Source organism: Luteolibacter sp. SL250, assembly GCF_026625605.1.
GTDB lineage: Bacteria > Verrucomicrobiota > Verrucomicrobiia > Verrucomicrobiales > Akkermansiaceae > Luteolibacter.
The window spans coordinates 568,583-582,365 of sequence record NZ_CP113054.1 but is presented as its reverse complement, the minus strand read 5'-3'; the positions used below and the strand labels follow the sequence as shown (position 1 = coordinate 582,365).

Annotated in this window: 16 protein-coding genes and 1 tRNA gene; 7 read left to right on the top strand and 10 right to left on the bottom strand. The window is 62.2% G+C overall.

Going from position 1 to position 13,783, the window contains the following annotated elements:
* Positions 1 to 135 precede the first annotated feature (135 nt).
* Both OVA24_RS02640 and OVA24_RS02635 read left to right on the top strand, forming a co-directional pair.
* Positions 136 to 990 (top strand): hypothetical protein, encoded by an 855-nt coding sequence (locus OVA24_RS02640; protein ID WP_267673253.1) that lies wholly within the window; start codon positions 136 to 138, stop codon positions 988 to 990.
* 76 nt (positions 991 to 1,066) lie between these two features.
* Entirely contained in the window at positions 1,067 to 2,428 is a 1,362-nt protein-coding gene (locus OVA24_RS02635; protein ID WP_267673251.1) for a basic secretory protein-like protein, read from the top strand.
* A gap of 67 nt (positions 2,429 to 2,495) precedes the next feature.
* On the opposite strand, the gene atpC is transcribed toward OVA24_RS02635, so the two are convergent.
* The 9 genes from atpC to OVA24_RS02590 all read right to left on the bottom strand — a co-directional run bounded on the left by atpC (position 2,496) and on the right by OVA24_RS02590 (position 10,718).
* Positions 2,496 to 2,909: an ATP synthase F1 subunit epsilon gene (gene atpC / locus OVA24_RS02630; protein WP_267673249.1), complete on the bottom strand. Its 414-nt coding sequence runs from the start codon at positions 2,907 to 2,909 to the stop codon at positions 2,496 to 2,498.
* A 96-nt stretch (positions 2,910 to 3,005) separates the two neighbouring features.
* Positions 3,006 to 4,469, bottom strand: coding sequence for a F0F1 ATP synthase subunit beta (atpD, locus tag OVA24_RS02625; RefSeq protein ID WP_267673248.1), 1,464 nt, complete (start codon positions 4,467 to 4,469; stop codon positions 3,006 to 3,008).
* Between the two features lie 117 nt (positions 4,470 to 4,586).
* Positions 4,587 to 5,432, bottom strand: coding sequence for an ATP synthase F1 subunit gamma (gene atpG / locus OVA24_RS02620; protein ID WP_267673246.1), 846 nt, complete (start codon positions 5,430 to 5,432; stop codon positions 4,587 to 4,589).
* 52 nt (positions 5,433 to 5,484) lie between these two features.
* Positions 5,485 to 7,026, bottom strand: a complete 1,542-nt coding sequence (atpA, locus tag OVA24_RS02615) for a F0F1 ATP synthase subunit alpha (protein ID WP_267673244.1) — start codon at positions 7,024 to 7,026, stop codon at positions 5,485 to 5,487.
* A 40-nt stretch (positions 7,027 to 7,066) separates the two neighbouring features.
* Positions 7,067 to 7,459 carry a F0F1 ATP synthase subunit delta gene (locus OVA24_RS02610; protein WP_267673242.1) on the bottom strand — a complete coding sequence of 131 codons (393 nt, stop codon included), beginning with the start codon at positions 7,457 to 7,459 and terminating at the stop codon, positions 7,067 to 7,069.
* 29 nt (positions 7,460 to 7,488) lie between these two features.
* Positions 7,489 to 8,031: a F0F1 ATP synthase subunit B gene (locus OVA24_RS02605; protein ID WP_267673240.1), complete on the bottom strand. Its 543-nt coding sequence runs from the start codon at positions 8,029 to 8,031 to the stop codon at positions 7,489 to 7,491.
* Positions 8,032 to 8,098: 67 nt separating this feature from the next.
* The gene (locus OVA24_RS02600) at positions 8,099 to 8,293 is read right to left on the bottom strand and encodes an ATP synthase subunit C-like protein (RefSeq protein ID WP_267673238.1); all 195 of its coding nucleotides are present in this window, start codon (positions 8,291 to 8,293) and stop codon (positions 8,099 to 8,101) included.
* 73 nt (positions 8,294 to 8,366) lie between these two features.
* The gene (atpB, locus tag OVA24_RS02595) at positions 8,367 to 9,239 is read right to left on the bottom strand and encodes a F0F1 ATP synthase subunit A (protein ID WP_267673234.1); all 873 of its coding nucleotides are present in this window, start codon (positions 9,237 to 9,239) and stop codon (positions 8,367 to 8,369) included.
* A 126-nt stretch (positions 9,240 to 9,365) separates the two neighbouring features.
* Positions 9,366 to 10,718, bottom strand: coding sequence for a YiiX/YebB-like N1pC/P60 family cysteine hydrolase (locus tag OVA24_RS02590; RefSeq protein WP_267673232.1), 1,353 nt, complete (start codon positions 10,716 to 10,718; stop codon positions 9,366 to 9,368).
* Between the two features lie 234 nt (positions 10,719 to 10,952).
* On the opposite strand from OVA24_RS02590, the gene OVA24_RS02585 reads away from it, so the two are divergent.
* A complete protein-coding gene (locus OVA24_RS02585; protein WP_267673230.1) occupies positions 10,953 to 11,228 on the top strand; it encodes an HU family DNA-binding protein in 276 nt (91 codons plus the stop codon).
* Between the two features lie 110 nt (positions 11,229 to 11,338).
* On the opposite strand, the gene OVA24_RS02580 is transcribed toward OVA24_RS02585, so the two are convergent.
* Positions 11,339 to 11,593, bottom strand: coding sequence for a TM2 domain-containing protein (locus OVA24_RS02580; RefSeq protein ID WP_267673228.1), 255 nt, complete (start codon positions 11,591 to 11,593; stop codon positions 11,339 to 11,341).
* A gap of 50 nt (positions 11,594 to 11,643) precedes the next feature.
* On the opposite strand from OVA24_RS02580, the gene OVA24_RS02575 reads away from it, so the two are divergent.
* The 4 genes from OVA24_RS02575 (at position 11,644) to OVA24_RS02560 (ending at position 13,706) form a co-directional block, all read left to right on the top strand.
* Complete coding sequence (locus OVA24_RS02575) at positions 11,644 to 12,321, top strand: hypothetical protein (protein WP_267673226.1); 678 nt, start codon at positions 11,644 to 11,646, stop codon at positions 12,319 to 12,321.
* 24 nt (positions 12,322 to 12,345) lie between these two features.
* A complete protein-coding gene (locus tag OVA24_RS02570) occupies positions 12,346 to 12,705 on the top strand; it encodes a hypothetical protein (RefSeq protein WP_267673225.1) in 360 nt (119 codons plus the stop codon).
* Between the two features lie 12 nt (positions 12,706 to 12,717).
* Positions 12,718 to 13,509, top strand: coding sequence for an HAD family hydrolase (locus OVA24_RS02565; protein ID WP_267673224.1), 792 nt, complete (start codon positions 12,718 to 12,720; stop codon positions 13,507 to 13,509).
* 120 nt (positions 13,510 to 13,629) lie between these two features.
* A tRNA-Pro gene (locus OVA24_RS02560) sits at positions 13,630 to 13,706 on the top strand.
* Positions 13,707 to 13,783: the final 77 nt, after the last annotated feature.

Here is a 13,783-nt window from a genome sequence, read left to right as displayed (position 1 = left end):
GCGGAGGAGAAGCGTTATCTCTCCATCCTGGATGACTGGAAGAATAGAACCGCCGCTCGCAAGGCCAGAACCGAAGCAAAGACGGGACGCGAATCTCTCGTGATCAGAACTGGAATTGGAATGGAGTACATTGCCATGCTTAGCAATCTGGTGGAGGAACCACCTCCCCTCGACGAGCAACTCCTTCTGCCGACCTCCTACGCGGACCACGCCTTTCTCTCGCGCACCCTAACAGTGGCCCCATGGGTCCTGCTTGGACTCTCTTCGGGGATCCTGATGATTCACCACGCCACCGCACCGCGGATGATCCGGACCACGGGCAGGCAGATCGTCCGACTGCTGGATTGGAAGGACTACTCGATCATCGCGGTGATCTCTTTCGTATTTCCCGTCGCCTACGTGATGGCGATTTCACGCCTTACTCCCTACGGCGCGCGGGAGTTCAACCTGACGGGCACGTACGGCCTCATGCCCGCCGCCCATTTCGCCTCCCTGTTCATCATGATGGTGACGGCGGCCATCCTGGCCGCACGGGGGCGGATGCGGCTCAGAGCCTCTTTCTTCGGACTCGGGCGCGGATGGTCGACGGTCATCACTTGGATTGCGTTGGCCGCCGCCACAATTCATGTCCCTTTGATCGGGTGGTGTGTCACACGACAGACGTTCGACAAGGTGACGCTTTATTTCATCCCCATCCTTTTGGTTCCCGGTCTCATCGCGTTGGTATCCGTCGCGTTCAGAAGTTCGTTCGGTTCCTTCCAGCGCCGCCTGGACAACGACATCCTCGTCCGCACGCTGATCCCTTGTTTCGGTATGATGATGATCGGGACAGTGAGTCTGCTCCCCCTGTTCGAGGCGGAAGAAAATCACTGGTTCAGGCAGGACCGGTTCGTGGTCAATCTGGAGGATTCCGTGTTTCCTTTCACCTTCGAGAAGGCCGTGGCGGAGCGCTTCAACGAAGAGATACGGCAGATGCTGGAAACGGAATGATACCTACAACCGCACCGCGATTCTACGCATCACTCATAATCATTGGCGCACCGATGAACGCTGGTAACATGACCCCATGTCGTCACTTCCTGACAACCGTGGCCCGCTGACCCTCCGGCATCGGAACGGCCTGCTCTTCCATCTCGTGAAACTCGGATTCCGCTCCCTCGGTCTCCTCGCGTTGTTGTCGCCCGCATTGGCCTATGCCCAGGATTTCCTGCCGGCGAAAAATGACGCGGCGACGGAAGCCACCTTCAAGATCGTGGATGGCACCGCGGACCGGAACAGTGGATCCCCCGAAGTTCTCCACGACGGCAAACCGCCCACAAAAGACGACGATCCGCGTGCGAGCTTCTTCTTCGCCCCGGGCACCGATGGCGGCCGGATCTCCATCGACCTGGGATCGGCCATCCGGATCCGGACCATCCGGACCTCCTCCCTCCACCCCGGTTCACGCGGGCCCCAAGTCTATCAGCTCTACGCCTCCCAGGGAACAGCGGCGGATTTCTCCGGCTCACCGAAGCGCGATGTCGATCCTACCTCCTGTGGCTGGCAGCTCATCCACACGACGGACACACGGACGGGCGGTGGGCCGGGCCATCAGGTTTCCATCGAGAGTGAGATCCTCAGGAAGAACAAATTCCGACACCTGCTTTTCGACATCAAGCGGCCGGACCCCGCAGACTCCCTCTCCAACACGTTCTACAACGAGATCGATGTCATCGATGCGGATGCACCCGCCGAGGAGATCCCGCGGAAGCAGGTGGACACGGTCGCCTCAAAGGATGGGAAATACCGCTACATCCTCGACTCCACCGAGGCGCCCGATCTCCGGCAGTGGACGCTGGAGAAGCTCATCCCCGTGATGGAGATCTGGTATCCGAAGATCATCGGGATGATCCCCGTCGATGGCTACACGCCTCCGGACACAGTCCACTTCGCGCTGAAGAATGCCACCAACCTGCCGGGACATGCACAGGGAGTGCCGGGCTATGCGACCGGCAACCGCATCACGCTCAACGCGAGCTTCATGCGCGACAACAAGACCGGCGAGGCGATCGGCTGTGCCGTGCACGAGATCGTCCACGTCGTCCAGTTCGCGGGAGATCCACGCCCGAAGATCGAACGCCCGCCGACCTGGGTCACGGAGGGCGCGTGCGACTACATCCGCTGGTTCCTCTACGAACCGGAGGTGAAAGGCGCGGAGATCACCAAGGGCAACGTCAGCCGCGCGAAATACGACGGCAGCTACCGCATCAGCGCCAACTTCATGGATTGGGTCATCCGCAACCATGAGAAGGACCTCATGCGGAAGCTCAACCTGTCCATCCACCGAGGCTACTCCGAGGATCTGTGGAAGGAATGGACCGGCAAGTCCGTTGGGGAGCTGGGCGCGGAGTGGAAGAAGGCGCACGAAGCCCGGCTGGGCGTGAAATGACTCCCGGCAACAAAAACGGCGGTCGTGATGACCGCCGCCTTTGGTTCGGAATTTGTGTCCCCCGGAATCAGTTCCGGTGCTTGCGCTTGAAGTGCAGGGCCGCCGCCGCCTGGGCGATGACGTTCTGCAGGTGGGCGATTTCCTCCGCGTCGAGGCTGTGTTCGACACCGGCGAGCTGCTCCTCGGCGCGCTTCATGGCGGCTTCGGTCGCGGCTTCGTCGATCTCGTCCTCACCGAGGGCGGAGTCCGTCAGGACGATGACTTTCTTCTGGTCCACCTCTGCGAAGCCGGAGCCGATCGCCAGGGTGGAGGTGACGCCGCCCTTCTGGTAGCGCAGCTCACCGGCCTTCAACGCCGTCACCAGTCCCGCGTGCTGGGGCAGGATGCCCATTTCGCCATCCGCACCGGGCAGATAGACGTTATCAACGGAGTCCGAGAAGATCTTCTTCTCAGGGGTGACGATTTCGAGGTGGAGAGACATGGATAAGTTTTCAGTTTCTAGTTTTCAGTTTTCAGGCTCAATTTTCGGAGTCTTTCTCTCCTGAAAACTGAACACTGAAAACTAGCAAACTTGATTTCAGTCGCGTGCGACGCTGTCGATGCCACCCTTCATGTAGAAGTTGCCTTCCGGCACGGTGTCGAGCTTGCCGTCGAGGATCTCCGCGAAGCCCTTGACGGTGTCCTCGATGGAGACGAGCACGCCGGGGACGTTGGTGAAGACTTCCGCCACGTGGAACGGCTGGGTGAGGAAACGCTGGATCTTCCGGGCGCGGAAGACGGTCATCTTGTCCGCATCGGACAGCTCGTCCATACCAAGGATGGCGATGATGTCCTGGAGGTCCTTGTAGCGCTGGAGCACCTGCTGGACGCCACGGGCGACACGGTAGTGTTCCTCACCGACGATCTCGGGGGCGAGTGCCTTCGAGGTGGAGGCGAGCGGGTCCACGGCCGGGAAGAGCGCCTGCTCAGCGAGGGAGCGCTCAAGAACGACGGTGGAGTCAAGGTGGGCGAAGGTGTTCGCCGGAGCCGGGTCGGTAAGGTCGTCCGCAGGGACGTACACGGCCTGGATGGAGGTGATGGAGCCTTTGTTGGTGGAGGTGATCCGCTCCTGGAGACCGGCCATTTCCTCGGAGAGGGTCGGCTGGTAACCCACGGCGGATGGCGTCCGGCCGAGAAGCGCGGACACTTCAGAACCGGCTTGGGAGAAACGGAAGATGTTGTCAACGAACAGGAGCACGTCCTGGTTGGCTTCGTCACGGAAGTGCTCGGCCATGGTCAGCGCGGAAAGCGCGACGCGGAGACGGGCGCCTGGAGGCTCGTTCATCTGGCCGTAGCAGAGGGCCACTTTCGACCCTTCGGCGAGGACCGGAGTGCCGTCGGCGTTGAGCTTCACGTGGCCGTTCTCGTCCTTCTCGGTGGCGATGACGTTACCTTCGATCATTTCCCAGTAGAGGTCGTTGCCCTCACGGGTCCGCTCACCCACACCGGCGAACACGGAGAAACCACCGTGCGCCTTCGCGATGTTGTTGATGAGCTCCATGATGACGACGGTCTTGCCGACGCCCGCACCACCGAACATGCCGCCCTTGCCACCCTTGAGCAGCGGGCAGATGAGGTCGATGACCTTGATGCCGGTTGGAAGGACTTCCGCGGTGGCGGACTGCTCCGAGAGGGTCGGAGCGGGGCGGTGGATCGGGGAGCGGAGATTCGCGTCGGCGAGCGGCACGTTCTCGTCCACGAGGTCACCGGTGACGTTGAAGATACGGCCCAGAACCTGGTTGCCGACCGGCACGGCGATGGCCTTGCCGGTGTCCGTCAGGGACATGCCGCGCTTCAGGCCGTCCGTGGTGGACATGGCGACCGCGCGAACCCATCCGTCACCAAGGTGCTGCTGCACCTCGAGCACGAGCTTGGTGTCCACACCGTTGAGGACGTATTGGATTTCCAGCGCGTTGTAGATTTCAGGCAGCTTGGCGGCTTTCGAGAAATCCGCGTCGATGACGGCGCCGATGATCTGGACGATGGTTCCTTGGTTGCTCATGGGAGAGGGAGTTTGCTAGTTTTCAGTTTGAAGTTTTCAGTGGTAGGCTTGGAGCGGAGAGCAGGTGCCAGCATTCGGTCTTCTCTGAAAACTGAACACTGACAACTAGCAAACTGTCTATTCCATGGCCTTCATGGCGGTGGTGATCTCAAGCAGCTCGGCGGTGATCGCGCCCTGACGGAGCTTGTTGTATTCGAGGGTGAGTTCCTTGATGAACTTCTTCGCGTTGTCCGTGGCGGCCTTCATGGCGACCATCCGTGCGGAGTGCTCGGAAGCGCGGGATTCGACGAGCGCCTGGAACACGCGGAAGTTCACATAGAGCGGCAGGATCGCGCCCAGCACTTCCTCCGTGGTCGGCTCGAACAGATACTCGTTGGTATCCGTCGCGTCCGCATACCCGGTCGGAGGTTCCACCGGCAGGAGCTGGACGATTTCCGGCGTCTGGCTGAGGGTGTTGACGAACCTAGTGTAGGCGATGGAGACCTTGTCGTATTTGCCGTCGAGAAACTGCTTTGCCAGCAGCTTGGCGATGGCACGGGCATCCGCGAACGGAACCGGGTCCTTCACCGAGAAGTCGGCGATGATCTCCTTGCCCAGCTTCTCCAGCATGATCCGCAGCTTTCGCCCGACGGTCACGTAGTCCGCATCCGGGGAGACCGCATCGCGGAGCTTGCGGGAGAGGTTGGTGTTGAGTGGTCCGCAGAGGCCCTTGTCGGTGGAGATCACCAAGACCAGCTCGCGGTTGCCCTCACGCTTTTCCAGAAGCGGGTGGGTCGTCTCGCTGAAGCCCTCGCTGATATCCTGGAGGACACCGTTGAGCTGCGTCGCGTAGTCACGGCCTGCCAGCGCCTGGTCCTGCGCCTTCTTCATCTTGGCGGCTGCGACAAGCTGCATCGCGCGTGTGATCTGCGCGGTGTTTTTGACCGACTTGATGCGCCGGCGGATGTCGCGGAGGTTTGCCATTTTGGGAGAAAGGTAGAATCAGGAAGCGGGGAACCGGTGAATGGGAGACGGATTATTTCCAGGAGGTCTTGAAGTCGGCGATGGCCTGCTTCACGGCGTCCACGGAGGCCGCGTCCTTCTTGAGATCCGGCTTTTCGTTGCGGATCTTGTCGAGGAGCTCGCTCTTGCGGGTGGTGAGGAATTCACCGAGGGCGAGCTGGAAGCGCTTCACATCGGCGACGGCGACGTCGTCGAAGTAGCCGTTCTGCATCGCGAAGAGATACACGGACTCCAGCTCCATGGAGAGCGGGCTGTATTGGTTCTGCTTGAAGAGCTCCACGATGCGGGCACCGCGGTCGAGTTTCTTCTTGGTGGAGGCGTCCAGGTCGGAGCCGAACTGGGCGAAGGCCTGCAGCTCGCGGAACTGGGCGAGGTCCAGCTTGGTGGTGCCGGCGACGGACTTGATGGTCTTGGTCTGGCAGGCGGAACCCACGCGGGACACGGAGAGACCCACGGAGATCGCGGGGCGGATGCCTTGGTAGAAGAGGTCGGTCTCGAGGAAGATCTGGCCGTCGGTGATGGAGATCACGTTCGTCGGGATGTAGGCGGACACGTCGCCAGCCTGGGTCTCGATGATCGGCAGTGCGGTGAGGGAACCACCACCGGCGTTCTCGGAGAGGCGTGCGGAACGCTCGAGAAGGCGGCTGTGGAGGTAGAACACGTCACCCGGATACGCTTCGCGGCCGGACGGGCGGCGGAGGATCAGGGACACCTGGCGGTAGGCCACGGCGTGCTTGGAAAGGTCATCGAACACGATCAGGACGTCCTGACCCTTGTCCATGAGGTATTCGGCGATGGCGCAACCGGCGTAGGGAGCCAGGAACTGCATCGCGGCAGCGTCCGAAGCGGAGGCGGAGACGATGGTGGTGTATTCCATCGCACCGGCGTCTTCGAGGATCTTCTGGGTCCGGGCGACGTTGGAGAGCTTCTGGCCGATGGCGACGTAGATGCAATACAGCGGCTTGTGGTTCTGCAGCTTGCCCTGTTCGGCGGCCTTGTTCTGGATCGCCTGGGAAATGATGGTGTCCACCGCGATGGTGGTCTTGCCCGTGGCACGGTCACCAATGATCAGCTCCCGCTGGCCACGGCCGATCGGGATCATCGCGTCGATGGACATGATGCCAGTCTGCACCGGGACGGAAACGGACTTCCGCTTGATGATGCCCGGGGCGATCTTCTCCATCGGGTAGTTGGCGGAGGCGGCGATCTCACCTTTGCCGTCGATCGGCTGGCCGATGGCGTTGACCACGCGGCCGAGGAGAGCTTCACCGACAGGAACGGAAAGAAGTTTGCCGGTGCTGCGGCACTCCGCACCTTCGGTCACGGCGGAGTAGTCGCCGAGAAGAACGACACCCACTTCGCTTTCCTCGAGGTTGAGCGCGATGCCGGTGACACCACCGTCGAACTCGATCATTTCGTTCAGCGAGACGTCGGACAGACCTTCGACTTTCGCCACGCCGTCACCGACCTGGCGGACGATGCCGACATTGGTTTTTTCGACCGACGAAGTGATGCCGGCGATCTGTTGTTCGAGTTCTTGGAGGATGCTGCTCATGGGAGACGGGTCTGGTTGGCGGTGGCGGAAGGGTCGGAAATCAGAATGCTTTGGCGAGGCGGTCGAGGCGGCCCTGGACGGAACCGTCGAACACGTCATCACCGACGCGGATGCGGAGTCCTCCGAGGAGGACGGGGTTGACGAGGTACTGGACATCCAGATCGTTGCCATACTTGCGGGCAAGATCGTTGAAGACCCGCTGGCGGGTGGTGGGGTCCAGTTCAACGGCGCTTTCCACGGTCACCTTGCGCTTCTCGACATCGAGACGGACCAGGCGGTGGAGGGCGGCGAGGATGGCGCGGTATTCGCGCGGCCTGTCCTCGGCCAGCCGGGTGAAAACCGTGCGCAGCTTGTTGTTGTCCAGCCTGCCGTCGGTGTGGCTGAGGCCGAACAGGCGGCGGGCGGCGGTGGCGGCGGTTTTCGAAACTTTCATGAAGGCGCGGCGGAAAGGGTGGAGGAAGATCAGCCTTCGACTTTGGCGAGCGCCTCGTCGTTGATGCGGCGCTGGTCGTCGTCGTTGAGGACCTTGCCGGTGACCTGGGAGGTCGTGGCGGCCACCAGACGGCCGAACTCGGCCTTGAGTTCCGCCTTGATGGCGGCGCGCTCCGCCTGGGCGGCGGTCTCGGCCTTGGCGAGGATCTGCTGGGCGGAAGCGATGGCTTCCTGGGTCTTCTGCGCGGAGAATGCGGCGGAGCTTTCCTTCGCTTCGTTGATGAGGCGGGAAGCGTCCTCGTTCGCCTTGGCGATGGCGGCGGCGGTGGTGATTTCGGACTCGGCGAGCTGCTTTTCGATGAGCTTCACCTTTTCTTCGGCAGCCAGGATTCGCTCGCGGCGCTCACTGAGGATCTGGCCGATCGGGCCGAAGGCGAACTTCTTCAGCACCCAGATCACGAGGATGAAATTCACCACCTGGGCGGCGAAGAAAGGCACATTCAAACCGAAGGTCTTGGAGATTCCTTCCAGGACGTTTGGATTGTCAGCGGCGGCGGCGAGCAGGAGATTCATATCGTGAGGGTTCGGCGGAGAAGGGTGCCGCACACGCCCTCATCGGGCGTGTGCGGACTTGCAATACTTAGAACGGAACAGCGAAGGCCGAGAGGATGAAGATACCCTCGATAAGAGCGGCCAGAATGATCGAGATCACGAGGATCGGGGTGGCTGCACCTGGGTTGCGGCCGGTGGCTTCAGCGGCCTTGGCGCCGAGGAGACCGATACCGATACCACCGGCGATAGCTGCGGCGGCGACTGCGAATGCTTTGGTGAACATTATCTTGTGTTGTGTTTGATGTTGGTTTCCGGCGGCCCCCACGGTCATTGCCATGGTCAGACCACTGAAATTTTCAGTGATGCGCTTCGTCGTGATCCCCGTGGTCGCAGATCAGCTTGAGGAAGATGGCGCAAAGAAGGGTGAAGACGAGCGCCTGGACGAATCCGACCAGAAGCTCCATGAAGTAGAATGGCAGGGCGGGCAGGAAGTGCAGCCACTTGATCGGGACCAGCGCCATCAGCGCTTCCAGCGTCTGCTCACCACCGTAGATGTTGCCGAAGAGACGGAAGCTGAGGGCGACCGGGCGGATGCCGATGGAGACAACCTCGAGGATGCCGACGAAGAAGAAGAGGGGCACCATCAGCCAGAAGAGGATGCCGCTGACACCCTTCGGCGCGAAGATGTGGGAAAGGAAGCCTTTCACACCGTTCTCGGTGATCGCCCAGTAGAACCAGAGGGCGGCGAAGGAGAAGGCCATCGCCGCAGTCATGTTGAGGTCGGCGTTGGCGCCACGCAGCCATGGCAGGAAGCCGACGTGGTGGCCTTCGGCATCCACCAGATGCTGGCCCACGGTTCCAACACCGGGGATCAGACCCAGGTAGTTCGAGGTCAGGATGAAGAAGAAGATCGTGCCGAAGAACCAGAACGTGCGCTTGGTGAGGTGCGCGCCCATCAGGCCTTCCAGGAAGTTATAGAGGGACTCCACCGCCCATTCCGCCACGTTCTGGATGCCGACGGGGATGAAAGCGAGCTTGTGGGTGGCAGCCTTGCAGAACAGGACGATCAACCCGACCGCAATCCATACCATCAGGATGGAGTTGTTGATCGGGAGGGTCTCATGAAGCCGCTGCGCGTCGAGCGGCAGAGCATGATGACCACCTGCAGCCGCGGAAGCGGAGATGAGGCCTGTGAGCCAGACAGCCGATGAGGTGAGGAAAAATCGCATGAAAGTGAGCCCGATTGCGTCGGGCGCGTGGGTCATATGATAACGTCCAGATCTTTCGCAAGGCCTATTTGTGAAATTTTTCACAAGCTCGGACAAACGTTTGAATTCCAGCTATTTAACTTAACTTTACAATGGCTGGCGGCTGCCATGGAAGGCCACTTCCGCCTTCATCCCGGTCAGAACTTTGCCGCCGCCGATCCCGGCCGCGGCAATGACCTTGAAACCAACATCCAGCGCCTGGTTCAGCATCTCCTCCGCCGGCAGGCAGAGCCGCCCACCGACTTCCTCAAGATGGAAGACGACCACACCCACCCCGTGGAATCCACGGTAGATCACCTCCGTGCAGGCCACCACATCCTGGAAACGGTAGTCGAAGAGGAAATCGTAGGGCTTCCCCTCGTGGAGCAGCGCCCGCCGCACCGCGACCGCCAGTTCATCCGGGCCGAGCGGGGATCTCAGCAGGACGCAGGCATCCACCGCGAGGGTTTCCGCGCAATCCCGGAGCCGCACGCCATCTTTCTTCGCCTCCAGGAACCACCGGGAGCCATCTTCCGGCAGGCCGGGAGCGAGCCCGAGATCCCGCAACTCCGCGGAGGTACCCAGATAAAGTGCGGCGTGTGGCCAGAATCCGGGGAGGAAAAGGTTGCTTACCGCATCATCGTGCCGCGTGACGAAGACGTCCCCCGGCTTCGCCTTCGCCAGCACCTCCTCCCGCAGACGGTCTGAGATCCGTTTTGGCGCCCCGGATGGCTTGATACCCGGCTGTCTCAGCTCCGCGATGGCACTGCCGGATACCTTGAACAGCCCGAACATCACCTGCCGCCACGCGGAGCGGTGCCTCCTCAGGAAGGAAAACCAGCGGTAGGAAATGAAGCGCTTCAGCGCCTCCCGCCGCCGCCGCTCGATCGTGGGCTCCTCCGTTTCCAGCAACAGGACCATCCGCCCCACCACCGGATCCGCCGCCAGGGATCTGATTTCATCCCGGTTCCGGAAATAGAAATCCGCCGCGGCGATGAAGCGCTGCCAGTTCCTCCGGGACGAGACGGACTTGTACAGGGCGGTGAACGTCTTCCGCGGGATGCCAGCCGCCTCATTCCCCTCATCCAGCTTCTTCCACACCACCGGCCGGTCCTTCGCCAGCCTCACCACGTACCCGGACGCGCGCATCAGCACGCAGGCCGCGGCGAACGCCGTCACGAACACGGGCAGCCTGCCACGCCAGTCACCACCGCCCGTCCCCGCGGCCTCCGCCAGGTCCTCCAGCGTCACCAGCAGCGCCCCCCGCACGGACAAATACTGGAAATACCGTAGTCTCACCGCATCATCCTCATCCGGCAGGAAATACCCCCGCGCGGCCGCACGCTCCGCGGCGGACAGCTCCGCATCCAGCTCATCCGCCTCCGGCACCGCGCGCGCCGCGGCCTGGACCGCGGACACCCCGCGCTCCAGGACATCAGGCCCGTGTGGCGTACCCTGCATCCCCACATGCTGGCACGGCGGTCAAGCCACCCGCGCTTCATCCAGGCACCCCCGATCTAACAGAATCTAACAGAAACAGCGCCGCCCCCGCGATCCCCTCCCCGCCCCGCCCGGAGGGCCGCGCATACGTCCCTCCCCCCCTGAAAGTCAAGCAGCCTCTAGGAAAAATTCTCCCGCGGGCTATCAGCTTTTCTCTTGCCAATTTTCCGGGCCCTTCTCACAAACACGTCTGCCATGAACAAAGCCGAACTCGTAGAAGCCGTCCAGAAAGCCCTCGGAAAAGACGTCACCAAGCGCGCCGCCGACGAAGCCGTCGAGGCCGTCCTCGACTCCATCGCCAAGGGCATCAAGAAAGACAAGAAGGTCCAGATCATCGGTTTCGGCACCTTCGAGGTGAAAAAGCGCGCCGCACGCCAGGGCCGCAACCCGAAGACCGGAGAGTCCATGAAGATCGCCGCCTCCAAGTCCGTCGGCTTCAAGCCATCCTCCGTCCTCAAGGCCAGCCTTTGATTCCGGAAACGATCTGTTGTTGAAAAACCCATACCGAAAAACCCCGGCCATCCGGCCGGGGTTTTCATTTTGGAAAACAGGTCAAAAACCGAACAGCCCTCTCCGGGGCGTCAGAACCAGCCCTTGCGGCCGGTGATGTAGGTCGCGACGAACTCCGAGTCGCTCTTGGTCAGATAGATGATCCCCTCGATGATACCGATGATGCCACCGATGCAGACGAGGCTCAGCAGGAGCTGGATCACCCCCTCCTTCGTGTAGCCGAGGTAAAACTTGTGGACGCCGAAGCCGCCCAGCAGGATGGCGAGGATTCCGGCGACGACTTTCTTGTCGGCACCCGGCACGGGAGTAGCAGGTTCTGTGGACATAGTACCCGCCATCTACTAGAACTGCGTCAAGAAAGCAAGCCGCAAGCTCGATGAAGCCAAGAAACAACCTCGAAGAAACCACGCTGCAGGACGGGACGAACCTCCTCCTCCAGGAACATGACGGCCGGCTCTATCTGTTAGTCCATGGCCAGCAGATCTGTGGACCATCCACCGCCGCGGCGGAAAAGGAGCTGGCATTCCTCGCTGCAGCGCCATTCCGCCCCGCCCGGCAGCCGAAGATCTGGCTGATCGGACTCGGACTCGGCCAGGCGCTCGACGCCATCACGAAGGAACTGCCGCAGAAGCGCGGCAGCTTCACCGTGATCGAGCCGCTTCCGGAGATTCCCGCGTGGCATCATCGTCACATCCCGGACGGCGCGTTCAAGACGGACGCCCGCGTCTCCCTGGAGACGGATGTCGGACCGTCCGCGCTGGCCCGCCAGAGCGGCACCCTGCACGCCGTCCTCATCCATATGGATGCCGCCCCCCTCAATCCGAAGAACCGCCCGTGGCCGGAGGACCGCTCGTGGCTCGCCGCCGCCTATCAAGCGCTCCAGCCCGGCGGCCTGCTGGCCATTGCCAGCTCCCGTCCGAACGCGATGATCTACAAGCGCCTGCAACAGGCGGGATTCGACGTGGCGGAACACACCGTCCCCGTCTCCCCGAACGCGAAGAAGCCGCGCCTCCAGCCTATCTGGCTCGCCCGGAAGGGCCGTCCGGTCGATTGAGCCGGACGCATCCTCACACACCCGATGAAAGCCGCCCGGGTAGAGTCAATCCGACGCCGCGCGGTAAAGGCGGCCATCAGGAAATCGGGGAAACTCCACCATTCCCTCCGGCGGGAGGAGATCCTCTCGCTGAAGGTCCAGGTCCTTCCCGCCTCCCCCCGCATCGCCATGGGGGTTGCCGCGGTGCTGCTGTTGGTGTCCGCCGGCACCGGATGGCCATTCGAGGAGGACTGGATCCGTTTGGTGGAAATCATCACTGGCGGCTTCCTCATCGTGTTCTCCCTGCTCGGCATGCGCCGGACGCTCTCCGGGATGGCGGACCACCTCTCCACGGACATCGTCCATTCCATCGTGGACAGCGTGGTGGATGCCATCGACCTTTGAGCGCGTCCCACCATGCGAGCCCTGCCACCCATCTCCCCCTCCGCCATCCTGTCATTCGACTTCGACGGCACCCTCCACGATCCCGCGGCGGAGCCTCCGGTGCCCGGAGAGTTCTTCACGCTCATCGAGTCGCTGCGCGGGACCCACGGCGCGGTCTGGGGCATCAACACCGGGCGGTCCATGGCGCAGATGGTGGAGGGCTTCATCGAAAGCCGCTTCCCCTTCCTCCCCGACTACGTCGTCGCCCGGGAACGTGAGATCTATTTCCCCAATCCCTTCGGTCGCTGGCTGCCCCATGAAAAGTGGAACAAGACCTGCGAGAAGGAAATCCACCGGCTTTTCAAAAGCACCAAAAAGCTCCTCAAGACCATCCGCAAGGAAGTTGAGGAAAACACCGGCGCGCAGTGGATCGAGCTGCAGGGCGACCCCGCCGGCATCATCTCCCAGAGCGATGAGGAGATGGAATGGATCCTCAGCCGTATCACCCCGCTGGCAGCGGCGGAGCCACGCCTCGGCTGGCAGCGCAACTCCATCTACCTCCGCTTCGGCCACCGGGACTACCAGAAAGGCAGCAGCCTTTCCGAGATCGCCCGCCTCAACGGCCTAGGCCCGAACCGCTGCTTCGCCATCGGTGACAGCCACAACGACCTCGAAATGCTCGACCCCGCCCACGCCGGCATGGCCGCCTGCCCGGCCAACGCCGTCGAGGCCATCCGCCGGAAAATCGCCGCCACCGGCGGCTACCCCTGCACCACCGCCCACGCCCACGGAGCCATGGAAGCGCTCCGGCATTTCTTCCCCTGAAAACGCGGCCACGAGATAGCGATTCCGGTACCGCTACAGCGAAAATTTCCGCTTGCACCGGCGGCGAAAATTCCAAGATTGGGGCCGGACAGTTCCCCTTGGGAAGAACGCCGAAAGTGTCGGGGCGTGGCGCAGCCTGGTAGCGCGCTTCGTTCGGGACGAAGAGGCCGTGGGTTCGAATCCCGCCGCCCCGACCATTCGGAAATCATCCGCAGGGAACCACCCGTCCGACCCTGCAACTCCACCCGCCCATTCTGCCCGAGGCGGGACGAGA